This is a genomic window from Flavobacterium sp. DG2-3 (assembly GCF_030730925.1).
Lineage (GTDB): Bacteria > Bacteroidota > Bacteroidia > Flavobacteriales > Flavobacteriaceae > Flavobacterium.
This window is the reverse complement of record NZ_JAVAMB010000004.1, coordinates 33,120-45,847: the sequence shown is the minus strand read 5'-3', so window position 1 is coordinate 45,847 and position 12,728 is coordinate 33,120. Positions and strand designations below refer to the sequence as shown.

11 protein-coding genes are annotated in these 12,728 nt (G+C 35.2%); 10 read left to right on the top strand and 1 reads right to left on the bottom strand.

The window, feature by feature from the left end; translation table 11 throughout:
- Window positions 1–10: 10 nt before the first annotated feature.
- The 3 genes from Q9Q97_RS07630 to Q9Q97_RS07620 are packed head-to-tail and all read left to right on the top strand — an operon-like array spanning window position 11 to window position 4,420.
- On the top strand, window positions 11–1,666 hold the full coding sequence (locus Q9Q97_RS07630) for a peptidase domain-containing ABC transporter (protein ID WP_306155964.1): 1,656 nt from the start codon (window positions 11–13) through the stop codon (window positions 1,664–1,666).
- A 2-nt stretch (window positions 1,667–1,668) separates the two neighbouring features.
- Entirely contained in the window at window positions 1,669–3,021 is a 1,353-nt protein-coding gene (locus Q9Q97_RS07625) for an HlyD family secretion protein (RefSeq protein ID WP_306155963.1), read from the top strand.
- A gap of 1 nt (window position 3,022) precedes the next feature.
- Window positions 3,023–4,420, top strand: coding sequence for a TolC family protein (locus tag Q9Q97_RS07620; RefSeq protein ID WP_306155962.1), 1,398 nt, complete (start codon window positions 3,023–3,025; stop codon window positions 4,418–4,420).
- Window positions 4,421–4,637: 217 nt separating this feature from the next.
- On the opposite strand, the gene Q9Q97_RS07615 is transcribed toward Q9Q97_RS07620, so the two are convergent.
- Window positions 4,638–4,847 (bottom strand): hypothetical protein, encoded by a 210-nt coding sequence (locus tag Q9Q97_RS07615; RefSeq protein WP_306155961.1) that lies wholly within the window; start codon window positions 4,845–4,847, stop codon window positions 4,638–4,640.
- 318 nt (window positions 4,848–5,165) lie between these two features.
- On the opposite strand from Q9Q97_RS07615, the gene nagA reads away from it, so the two are divergent.
- The 7 genes from nagA (at window position 5,166) to Q9Q97_RS07580 (ending at window position 12,662) form a co-directional block, all read left to right on the top strand.
- Window positions 5,166–6,287, top strand: a complete 1,122-nt coding sequence (gene nagA / locus Q9Q97_RS07610; protein WP_306155960.1) for an N-acetylglucosamine-6-phosphate deacetylase — start codon at window positions 5,166–5,168, stop codon at window positions 6,285–6,287.
- A gap of 154 nt (window positions 6,288–6,441) precedes the next feature.
- Window positions 6,442–7,656 (top strand): hypothetical protein, encoded by a 1,215-nt coding sequence (locus Q9Q97_RS07605; protein ID WP_306155959.1) that lies wholly within the window; start codon window positions 6,442–6,444, stop codon window positions 7,654–7,656.
- Window positions 7,647–8,675, top strand: a complete 1,029-nt coding sequence (locus Q9Q97_RS07600) for a hypothetical protein (RefSeq protein WP_306155958.1) — start codon at window positions 7,647–7,649, stop codon at window positions 8,673–8,675. Before Q9Q97_RS07605 ends, Q9Q97_RS07600 begins: the two co-directional genes overlap by 10 nt.
- A gap of 608 nt (window positions 8,676–9,283) precedes the next feature.
- A complete protein-coding gene (gene metN, locus Q9Q97_RS07595) occupies window positions 9,284–10,315 on the top strand; it encodes a methionine ABC transporter ATP-binding protein MetN (protein WP_306155957.1) in 1,032 nt (343 codons plus the stop codon).
- Window positions 10,308–10,961 carry a methionine ABC transporter permease MetI gene (locus Q9Q97_RS07590; RefSeq protein WP_306155956.1) on the top strand — a complete coding sequence of 218 codons (654 nt, stop codon included), beginning with the start codon at window positions 10,308–10,310 and terminating at the stop codon, window positions 10,959–10,961. The genes metN and Q9Q97_RS07590 overlap by 8 nt, the downstream gene beginning before the upstream one ends.
- A gap of 80 nt (window positions 10,962–11,041) precedes the next feature.
- Window positions 11,042–11,857 (top strand): methionine ABC transporter substrate-binding lipoprotein MetQ, encoded by an 816-nt coding sequence (gene metQ, locus Q9Q97_RS07585; protein ID WP_306155955.1) that lies wholly within the window; start codon window positions 11,042–11,044, stop codon window positions 11,855–11,857.
- A gap of 205 nt (window positions 11,858–12,062) precedes the next feature.
- Entirely contained in the window at window positions 12,063–12,662 is a 600-nt protein-coding gene (locus Q9Q97_RS07580) for a murein L,D-transpeptidase catalytic domain-containing protein (protein WP_306155954.1), read from the top strand.
- Window positions 12,663–12,728 lie beyond the last annotated feature (66 nt).

The following is a 12,728-nucleotide window of genomic DNA, read 5'->3' as shown; positions in this document are numbered from 1 at the left end:
CTTACATTTCATGACACCATTTAAACGTTTTTATAACTTATTGCAGCTCGATAAGCGCGATGTATATCAAATTATCTTCTATGCTGCATTTGCAGGGTTAGTAAATCTTTCTCTGCCTTTGGGAATCCAAGCCATTATTAATTTTATTCAAAGCGGACAGTTGAGCGTTTCGTGGATAGTTCTAGTGATTCTGGTAACAATTGGAGTTGGTTTTGGAGGAGTCCTTAACATTTTACAGCTGCGTATTGTAGAGAATCTGCAGCAGCGAATTTTCGTTCGTTCTTCTTTCGAATTTGCTTACAGAATGCCTTTAATTAAATTTAAAGAAATGTATTCTGAATATGCTCCAGAAAAAGCCAATCGTTTTTTCGATACGCTGATGGTGCAGAAAGGTACAGCTAAATTGTTGTTAGATTTCTGTACAGCATTTCTTCAGGTCGGTCTGGGGATTATTTTATTAGTTCTGTACCATTCTTTCTTTATGGTAATCGGACTTCTTTTTATTGTGATCTTATATGTCATTTTTAAATTTTCGTATAAAGACGGACTGGAAACCAGTTTGAACGAATCAAAATTTAAATATAAAGTTGCAGCTTGGCTTCAGGAAATTGCCAGAAACAGAGAAAGTTTCCGCAGAAAAGGAGCTTTTGAATATGCTCTGGAACGAAATGACGGCTATGTGACCAACTACGTCAATTACCGTGAAAAACACTTTCAGATAATGAAAAAACAATACATTCAGCTTACTATTTTTAAGGTAATTGTTACTGCTGCCTTATTATCGATCGGTGGTTTTCTGGTAATTCACCACCAAATGAACATAGGGCAGTTCGTAGCAGCTGAGATCGTAATTGTATTATTAATCAATTCGGTAGAAAAAATCATTTTCGGATTGGAATCTTTTTACGACGTTTTGACTTCTGTTGAAAAAATCGGACAGGTGACAGATATGGAGATTTCGTGCATTCCGCAAACTTCAGACAAAACAGAAAAAGGAATCAATATCGAAACCGAAAGCATTAATTACAATTATCCGCAACACAATAAAAAATCGCTTAAGAATATTAATCTAAAAATCTCTCAAGGAGAAAAAATTATTCTTACCGGAACAAACGGTGCAGGAAAAAGTACTTTACTGCGATTGCTTTCGGGCGTTTTAGAACCAGAAAGCGGAGCTATGTATGTGACAGACAATTATATGAATCGTCTTAACGAAGATACTTATAGAGCGCAGGCAGGAACGTACTTGCAGGGCGACACGCTTTTTGCAGGAACGATTCGCGAAAATATTGTTTTTGGAAACGAAAAACTAAATAGCGATGATTTAAAATGGGCTTTAGACAATGTTGGTCTTACACCGTACATTAAAACTTTCGAAAACGGGCTGGAGAATCAAATTCATCCCGGAGGTCGTGAACTTTCTGCTTCTGATGTTCAAAAAATTCTTTTGGCCAGAAGTATTGTGGGTAGACCGAATATCTTATTCTTAGAAGATCCAGTAGATAAAATGGACGACATTACTTCGAGTAAAATAGTTGACTTTTTACTTTCTGAAGAAAATGACTGGACTGTTATTGTAACTTCTAAAAATGATGTTTGGAAAAGCAAATGCACTCGTATGATTACGATTGATGACGGAAAAATTATTAACGACATAAAGCTTTAATCATGCTCAACATATCTAAAGATAATAACGTACTTATAACGCCGGGCAAATACAAATCGATTACAAGCGTTGCCCGCAGACCGCATTACAGAATTTTGAACAAAGTCATTATCGGATTTTTGATTTTTCTAGTTTGCTGCCTTTTCTTGCCTTGGACGCAGAATATTTCAGGAAGCGGTTCTGTAACAACTTTAAAACCAGATCAAAGACCGCAAACGGTTCACAACGCTATTGCGGGACGTATTGAAAAATGGTTTGTAAAAGAAGGAGATTATGTAAAAAAAGGAGATACGATACTTTTTATTTCGGAGATCAAAGAAGATTACTTGGATCCGAATCTGGTTGGTAATACCAAACAGCAGGTAGATGCTAAAAAAATGGCAGTAGAATCGTATGGCGATAAAGTAAACTCTCTTGATGTGCAAGCACAGTCGCTAAACACAGAAAGACAATTGAAATTACAGCAAGCGCAGAACAAAATTCGCCAGTCATTGCTAAAAATAAAAAGTGACAGTATGGATCTTGTGGCGGTTAAAACACAGCTTCGAATTGCAAAAACGCAATTTGATCGTTCGACTGCTTTAAACAAAGAAGGTTTAAAACCTTTGACAGATGTCGAGCAAAAAAGATTAAAATTGCAAGAATCTGAAGCTTATGTAATTACGCAAGAAAATAAATTGCTAAGCAGCAAAAACGAATTGATTAATGCGAAAGTAGAAATCAATAGAATTACGGCAGAATATGCTGAAAAGATATCAAAATCGAGAAGCGACAAATTTACCGCTTTAAGCACGCAGTACGATACAGAAGCTCAGGTAAATAAGCTAGAAAACCAATACACCAATTATAGACTTAGAAATGGTTTGTACTACATTACAGCACCTCAAAGCGGTTATGTAAACCGTGCTTTATTGGCGGGTCTTGGAGAAACGATCAAAGAAGGAACTTCTGTGGTAAGTATTATGCCTTCTAAATATGATATTGCGGTAGAAACGTACGTAGATCCAATCGATTTGCCGTTGGTTCACCGCGGTGCAAAAGTTCGTGTCTGGTTTGACGGATGGCCGAGAATCGTATTTTCTGGATGGCCTGGATTATCTTATGGAACTTACGGAGGAAAAGTCGTTGCTATTGAAAACTTTATAAGCCCGAACGGAAAATACAGAATATTAGTAGCTCCAGATGGAGTAGACCGCCACTGGCCGAAAGAGTTAAGCATCGGTGCCGGAGCACAAAGTATTGCTTTGCTAGAAACAGTTTCGGTATGGTACGAGATTTGGCGAAACTTGAATGGTTTCCCGCCAAACTATTACAATTCAGGAGAAAAAGAAGAAAAAGGAAAGGAGAAAAAGTAAAATGAGAAATCTTGTAAAACTGTTTTCTTTCTTACTGGTATTTTGTTTTTCTACACTGCAAAGTCAGAACTTTAATCAAGAGGAACTTACTTATATCGAGTTCTTGGGTTATGTAAAAAAATACCACCCATTGGTAAAACAAGCCAATCTTGAAGTGTCGAATGCGCAGGCAAAATTGATGACGGCGCGAGGCGGATTTGATCCAAAACTGGAAGTAGATTACAATAAGAAAGAATTTAAAGGCACAGAATATTATTCGTTATTAAACAGCAGTTTCAAAATTCCGACTTGGTATGGAGTGGAGATCAAAGCAGGTTTTGACGATACCAGCGGAGAATATTACAACCCGCAAAATAAAACTCCAGAAGCGGGTTTAACTTCGCTTGGAATTAACGTTGCTTTGGGGCAGGGAATGTTTATTAACCAAAGAATGGCCGATGTTAGAGAAGGTAAACTTCAAGTAAAACTAAGCGATGCACAGCGAAAACTAAGAGCAATCGAAGTTTTATATCAGGCTAGTGAAGCGTATTTTGAATGGAGAAAAAGTTATAACGAAGCCGAATTGTACAAAAACTATTTAGGTTTTGCTAGTACTCGTTTTCAAGGAGTTAAGAAATTAATTTCGGCTGGAGATGCACCAGCAATTGACAGTGTTGAAGCTAAAATTACAGTGCGAAACAGAGAGCTGAATGTTGAAAACGGAAATTTAAAATTGGCTAAAGCGAAATTGAAATTGGCTAATTTTTTATGGATTGAAAATGTTCCGGTTGAATTGGGAGACGTAGTAAAACCAGAGCAAAATTTAATACAGACAATCGAAGAAACCCTGAGAACAGATGCTATGATGGTCGATGTGGAGTCGTTAGATTCGCACCCAAAAATTCAGTCTTTAGAAACTAAAATGGATATCTTGGAAGTCAATCGACAGCTGAAAGCCAATTCATTGCTTCCTAAGATAAATGTAGGTTACAATTATATTTCAGAACCGAATTATTGGAATAATTTCAACACCGATGATTATAAGTTTAATATCGATTTCAGTTTTCCGATTTTCTTGAGAAAAGAACGTGGAAGCTTAAAAATGGCAAAACTGAAAATTCAGGATATGCAATATGATATTGGACAGCAGCGATTGGAGCTTAAAAATAAAATCAAAGCACAGCAAACCGAAATTGCTTCTTTAAGAAAACAAAAAATCGTAATCGATAATCTGGTAAACGATTATATGACGATGCTGAACTCAGAAGAAAAATTATTCTCTTTTGGCGAAAGTTCGATTTTCTTAATCAATTCGAGAGAAAATAATTTAGTAAGTGCAAAGCTTTCGCAAATAAGTTTAGAAAACCAATTTTATCTTTCGAATGCCGAATTGTATAAAATATTGGCCAATCCAGATTAAAAATCTTGATAATCTAATTCAACATAGCCCACGGTTTCAACCGTGGGAAACGTATATAATAGCTCATTATATTAATTTTCAGAATTTAAATTCAAAAAAGCTTTGGAGAAATCTAGAGCTTTTTTATTTGAAAAAAATAAACTTGAAAAAAACTAGAAATGTAACAAACAATCGTAAATGCTGTTGTGCACACGCTAGCGAGGTAACATTTTAAAACCTAATCTAAATTAAATTTTAGAGTCATTTCCTGAAAATAAACGTCCCCAACGGTTTTCCAGTGATCAATTAGATTTCCATCATTATCGTATTCAAATACTTCAAGAGATGTTTCTCCAACTGTTAAGCAAGAATATGTAAGTTGTCCGTCTACGTTATATTCATTTTCCCAGCCGAGATGACTTCCATTTTTATACTCAACTTCATTCATGATACTACCATTCTCATGCCTGTCATAGACAACATATCCTGAAAACAATTTATTGTTAAAGAGTACTTTGTGACATCCATCATAATCCCAGTCTCCCCATTGAATATCCTCAAAATTAATTCTGGTTTTTATTTTGCTGTTTTAATTTCATGATATTTTTTGAGTAAATATAAGAAATACTTTATGTTCACGAGCGAGACTCGCGCTAGCAATCTTAATTGTTAAAAAAAATGACGACTTATTTGTTTTATGAAATTTTTTATTTCTGTTAATCAAAACTTCTTCTTTAAATTTGGAAAAAAGAAATTAATCAAAAACATGAAACAGGCAATTGTCAATGCTGTGGTGCATACAGGTGACGAAATAATAGAAAATGGAGTTGTAATTGTAGAAAACGGAACTATTATTTCGGTACAAAAAGAAATTCCAAACGATATTGAAACAATCGATTTGAACGGAAATCACCTTGCCGCAGGATTTATAGATATTCAAATAAACGGCGGAGAAAAGTATTATTTCAGCCAGACTCCAAACGAAGAAACCATTCAGGATATTTATGATGCCAGCATGAAATACGGTACGACACATGTTTTACCCTGTTTAATTTCTTCTTCGCGAGAAACCATTTTACAAGGAATCGAAGCTGTTCGCGATTACATGAAAAAACATAAAAACGGCGTAATCGGAATGCATTTAGAAGGCCCATTTTTGAATCCACAAAGACGTGGCGCGCACAGTATAGATCAGGTTCGAAAGCCAACGAATGAAGAACTTCAAGAAATTATCAGTAAAGGAAAAGATGTTATAAAAGTCATTACAATTGCTCCAGAATGTTTTACAGAAGAGCAGTTAAATATGCTGATCGAAAGAGGTATAACAATCTCTATCGGACATTCGACCATAACACATAAAGAAGCGCAAGTTTATTTTTCTAAAGGAATAAACCTAGTAACGCATTTATTCAACGCCATGACACAATTCGGACATCGTGAGCCTGGTTTGGTTGGAGCCGTTTTTGAAAATGAAGAAGTATATGCACCAGTTATTTTAGACGGAGTTCATTGCGATTACGCAGCCGCTAAAATTGCATATAAATTGAAACAGGATAAGTTTTTCTTAATTAGTGACGCAACATTTTTAGGTCGAAAAGTAGCCAACTTTAAGTGGGATAATTTTGATGCCCATTTGGTAGATGGTTTCTATAGAAATGAAGATGGAAATTTGGCAGGAGCCTCAATCTCGATGACAGAAGCCGTGCAAAATGCCTATAACAATCTAAATGTTTCGGCGGACGAAGCTATAAAAATGGCAACCACAAGAGTCGCTGCAGCAATTGGTCTGCAGGATAAAGTAGGAAAAATCAAGTTAGGATTTCCTTCGAGTTTTGTCCAGTTCAATTCTGATTTATCTGCAATCAAAACTTTGGACTTGAGCCGATAGAATTCTAAAATATAACTTTTAAGTATAGTAGGTATTGGTATAAACTTACGGTTAGTATATTTTATATTCGTATTTTTCTTGCAAGAAGCTTGTTTATACCAAGCATATTTATAGTTTTGCAGGAATATTTAACCCCAAACCTACTTACTTACTGATGAGAAAAAACACTCACTTTTTTGTACTTGCCCTATTAGCAAGTATTATTTTTGGCTGTAGTGATGATGGCGAAAACTACAAGCCAAATTACCTACCAAGCATTGACGCTTCAGCTTTACCCGCAGATAATAAACCGATGATCCTATTTGAAGATGACGAAAGTCCTTCAAAAATGTATGATAAAACAGACCGCTGGTTTAGAGTAAACGAACCCTTTCAGGTTATTCAAAAAGGAAAAGATTCTGTACAAGTTTCCCTGTATTCTCCAGTTGGATTGACAGATGTAAAAGTGTATGCAAAACTGCCTAATTACGACAAGAAGTTTTTGCTTTTTAGCTTTTCAAAAGTTCCCGCATTTCATCGTTCGTTTCATAAAATTCCTTTGACAGACAAGACAAACGATTATTTGTTAGAAACAGGAAATACCGTAACTATTGATAAAATTGAAGGTTTTTCGTCTGGAGCAATTGAGTTTTCTGTAGAATCGGAAGATCCTTTATTTCAGAAATTCAAAAAAATAAAATCGAACCATTTAGTTCAGTTTCATGACGGTTACCACATTAACGAATTGGGTAAATTTCTTCCAATGAATCCGGCATTGGCAAAAGAAGCTATTACGATGATTATCAATTATTCTTATGCGCTGAGCCATCCTTTGTATTACAGCACTTTTACCAATTTTGACAAATACAAACAAGAGCAAGCGACAACAGCTGGAACGGCAATAAACGGTGCCTTAAACTGGCACGGGAATGCTGACGATGTTGATGGCGTTTACGATTATTATTCGAAAGAAGAAATCGAAAAAATATATTGGAATTACTTGGATAAAAGACCCGTTTGGATGGCTATGGTAGGAGGAGATTCTGCTTGGGGCGGAGGAAATCTGGCATCGCAATGGGAATCGGGTTATGTAACTGGACATTGGGTTGGAGAAATGTCGGTTTGGTCTCACGAATATTCGCATCATATTGGCTTTAGCCATAGTAGCAATCTTGCAAATAGCGGAGAGGGCGGAGGCCAGCAAGAAATGCTGACTCATTTTTATAAATACTTAATTCATCTGAATGATCTTCCGTTTACAGATCCAGAGGTTTTAAAAACGTATTCAAAAACAGCTTACGTAAAAGGAAGTTATAAAAAACCAGTATTTAAAATCGATCCTAAAAACCCATTTTTGCTGAAATATAAAGGCGAAGGAAAATGGAACTAAAATATACCTCACACATGAAACATATCCTGCCCCTAATTTTAGCACTTTGTTTGTTTACCAATTGCAGTAAAGACGATGTTGCCTCTAAAGATTACACGTATTATTATCCGACGGATGAAGCTGTAATTACGAACGAAAATATTCCAGGAAGTACAGAAGCATTTGACCCAAAAGGCATCGCTATTGCGAATGAGAAATTGTATGTGATCAACGGAAATGTGTTGGAGATATTTAATGCTCTAACATTGCAACACATTAAAACCATAAAAGAATATAAAAAAGGAACCACAACCATTGCGCTGACGAGTTTAACATCGGTTAGCGTTGATAACGGCCGTATTTATGTTGGAAGTACAGAATCGAGATTGTTTGTTTTTGATGAAGCTACTACTGCCGGAATCAGCACGGTTGGAAATGGACAATGGTGGCAGACTTTTGTACACGTTTTTGGCGTTGTGGCAAAAGACGGATTGATATTCGTAAAAGAAAAAGAAAAGAGCATTAAGGTTTTTGAAGCTTCTCAAATTACCGAAACAAGCGATTGGAATTTACAGCCTATTGCCAAACTGAATACCTTAAACGGATACACAGAAGTATATTCTATGGATGTTTCTGATGGAAATCTGGTTGTAGCAGGAAGAGACGCAAAAAGCTATTTATATTACAGTATTGCCAATATTAAAGCCAATGCCACGGCTTCGTTAACAACTCCTATTGAACCACAAAAAGTACAATTTGTAGATATCAAGCCAATTGCGGTTTTTTTCAGTAAAGATTGGGCTGTAACTTCAGAAAATGTGGGAAGTGCATCTTATTTAAAACTATATCCAAAAGCAGATTTCGTTAAAATGAATTACAAAGCAGCCTTAAGCGCTTCTGATATTTTAGGAAAAAATGCTTTCGGAACCATTGTTGCAACAGCTCAGCTAGACGACCGCATTTTCTTGTCTGATAATACCAATAAAAAAATCAGAGTAATCAAACTGAATAAATCTGTAATTGCAGAACAAAATAATTAAAAATTAAATTCCAATATTTTAAATTCCAAATTCCAAATGTCAATTGGGATTTGGAATTTTTTTATTTAGAGTTTCATTCCATTTGGACTTTTTTCATTTTGAATATTTTCAAGATGCGAGAAATCCCGAAGGGATTATATGTTTATAGAAAGATATTAAGATAATGTAATACGACCCCATCGGGGTCGCACATACAACTATTTTGAGCTTTTATAAATATTTGACCTCTTCGAGGTCCTAATGAAAATGATTTAAGAGTTTCATTCTGATTATTTGGGGTTTGGAATTTAAATATTAGAATTTTCATTCCCCATTTGGAATTTGGGATTTTTCAAAATTGGAATTCCCTTCAAAATAACCTACTAAATTGATAGGGAAATAAAAGTTTTGACGATTTATGTGTTAAAATTGAAAATAACTATTTAAATTTGCACTCGCTATGAAGAAACAGAACCAGAAAATGAATAATTATTATCGCCACAGTATGATGTGCTGTGTTGCTATTATGGTATTTATTGATCTGGCTTATATATAAAATAATAAAATTTATTTCGAAAAGCCTTTCAACTTATATATGAAAGGCTTTTTTGTTTTTTAAAACTCAAAAAATGATTGAATTAAAAAATGTAACCAAAACTTTCCATCAGAAAGACAAGATCGTTTCGGCTTTGTCTGATGTCTCGCTTAGAGTTCCTGAAGGGAAAATTTTTGGTGTAATTGGAACTTCAGGAGCAGGAAAAAGTACGCTGATTCGCTGTGTCAATTTATTGGAAAGACCAACTTCTGGTGAAATTATAGTGGATGGTAAAGCACTAATGCAATTGTCAAATGCAGATTTGGCAATTGAAAGAAGACAAATCGGAATGATTTTCCAGCACTTTAATCTGCTTTCTTCTAGAACCGTTTTTGATAATGTGGCTTTTCCGTTAGAATTAGCAGGAACTCCTAAAAACGAAATCAAAACGCGTGTTTTAGAATTATTGCAATTGGTGGGTCTGGCAGAAAAGGCAAACGATTATCCAGCAAGTCTTTCGGGCGGACAAAAACAAAGAGTTGCCATTGCGAGAACTCTAGCCAATAATCCTAAAGTGCTTTTGTCTGATGAAGCGACAAGCGCATTAGATCCTGCAACTACAAGATCGATTTTAAATTTATTGAAAGACATTAACAAACGTCTGAATATTACGGTTCTGTTGATTACACACCAAATGGAAGTGGTAAAATCAATTTGTGATGAAGTGGCAGTAATCAGTCACGGAAAACTGATAGAGCAGGGAAGCGTAGGCGAAATTTTTGCTGATCCAAAACACGAACTGACAAAAGAATTTATCGCTTCGTCTCTTCATATTGATATTCCAGAAGTTTATCAGGATAAATTGCAAAAGCAAGATAACGGAACTTTAAATCCGTTATTGAAATTGGAAATGACAGGAAAATCGGTTAACGAACCAGTTATTTCAGAAGTGTCAAGAATTTTTGATACCGATTTCAAAATCGTGAGCGCACAAATGGATCAGGCAGGCGAAGTTAATTTTGGTGTAATGCTGATTGAATTATCAGGAAAACGCGAAAATTACGATGCGGCGATTCAATATTTTAATTCCAAACACATTAAAACAGAAATTTTAGGTTATGTCTGATTCTATTATAGATTTATTGCTAAAAGGAACATGGGAAACCATTGTTATGACTTTTGTATCGGGCTTTTTCGGTTTTTTATTAGGACTTCCAACAGGAATCTTGCTTTTCCTAACCCGTAAAAACCAAATTCTGGAGCAGCCAGTTTTAAACAGAACATTATCTGTTATAGTAAATGTTTTTCGTTCTATTCCATTCATTATTTTAATCGTTTGGATGATTCCCTTTACGCGTGCCATTGTGGGAACTTCAATTGGAGTGAGTGCCGCCTTGGTTCCGTTAAGTATTGGTGCAGCGCCTTTTATTGCACGTTTGGTAGAAAATAGTTTGCTAAGCCTTCCGTCAGGATTAATCGAAGCGGCAAGAGCATTGGGAGCAACACCTTTTCAAATTGTGTATAAAGTATTATTGCCAGAAGCATTGCCATCATTAATCAATGCGGCTTCGATTACTTTAATCACGCTTGTCGGATATTCGGCAATGGGCGGAGCAGTTGGCGCAGGCGGATTAGGACAAGTTGGTTATCAATACGGATATATTGGTTATGATGCCGTGACGATGAATTCTGTTCTAGCTTTATTGGTCATTTTAGTATTCATAATTCAGTTTGCAGGAGACAAATTATCAAAGCGATTTGACCATAGATAATTAGAAAATTAGATAATTGGTCAATTAGAAAATTAGATAATTGGCTCATCAAAATATAAAAAAATATAAAAGTTAATCTTATGAAATTAAATATTTTAAAAACAGCTGGAGTAGTTGCTTTAGCACTTGTTTTATCAAATTGCGGAGGCGATAAAAAAAATAATGATCCACATTTTATTAAAGTGGGAGTGGCTTCTGGACCAGAACTAAAAGTAGCTGAAGCGGCAAAAAAAGTAGCCAAAGAAAAATTTGGATTAGAAGTAGAGTTGGTTTCTTTCAACGATTATGTAATTCCGAACGAAGCTTTAAGTCAAGGTGATATTGATGCCAATGCTTTTCAGCACAAACCATATTTGGATGAGCAGTCAAAACAAAGAGGATACAAATTGGCAATTATCGGAAATACATTTGTTTATCCAATTGCAGGATATTCTAAAAAAATAAAAAGCCTTTCTGAGTTGAAGAACGAAAGCACGATTATTATTCCAAACGATCCAACAAACGGCGGACGTTCTTTATTGCTTTTACAGAAAAACGGATTATTAAAACTGAAAGACGGCGTTGGTTTATTGCCAAAAGTGACTGACATTGTAAGTAATCCTAAAAACTTAAAAATTTTAGAATTAGAAGCGCCTCAATTGCCTCGCGCGTTAGATGATGAAAACGTTTCTATCGCCATCATCAACAATACGTTTGCTTCTGCGGCGGGATTGGTTCCGTCTCGTGATGCTTTGTTTATTGAGGATAAAGAATCGCCTTATGTGAATTTGGTGGTGAGCCGTGAAGACAATAAAAACGAAGAAAAAGTAAAACAGTTTTTACAAGCTTTTCAATCTCCAGAAGTAGAAAAAGTAGCAGAAGAGCAATTTAAAGGTGGAGCGGTAAGAGGTTGGTAATTTGAGTTATGAATTATGAATTATGAGTTATGAGTTATGAGTTTCACTTGAAACCTCAAACTTGAAACATAAAAAGACAGATGATTTTATCATCTGTTTTTTTTATAAAATAAAATCGTATTGTATTGTTTTTCAGTCTTTTGTAGGTATTTGTTTTTTAGAACGGCAAGTAATTTTGTACTGTTAATTTCTAAGAACAATTACAATGAAAATTCTAAGTCTGATTGCTTACTCTTATTTTATTTTCTTTGGAAATCCGAATGAAAGTAAAGTCTCAGGAGAACCAATAAGTCCTGATATGGAACGTCTTTACGTTCAGCTTCAAGAAGTAAAAAATACAATTTCGAAAAATAATACCTACAATACAAAAATTGCTTTTTTAATCGATATGAAGATTAAATCTGGCAAAAACAGATTTTTTGTTTACGATCTCGAAAACAATAAAATTCTTGAAGAAGGTCTAGTTGCCAATGGCTCTGGATCTGAAACCAATGTAAGAGGAGATCTAAAATTTAGCAACGAACCCAATTCTAAATGTACTTCTTTAGGGTGTTATGCGATTGGAAAATCGTATCGCGGAATGTTTGGTAAAGCCTATAAATTGCAAGGTTTGCATGATACCAATAGCAACGCCGAAAAAAGGGCAATTGTTTTACATCCTTATTCAGCGGTGCCAAATGAAGAACAGGATTATTATATCTACAACAGTCAAGGCTGTCCAATGGTTAGCGAAGCTTTTTTTAAAAAATTAGAAAAGATTATCGACAGCTCCAAATCAAAAATAATTTTGAGTATTTATTATTGATTTTTTAGGGACAGAGAGACAAAGGGACAGAGGGACAGAGGTTTTAAGATTTGGAGGTTTCAAGTT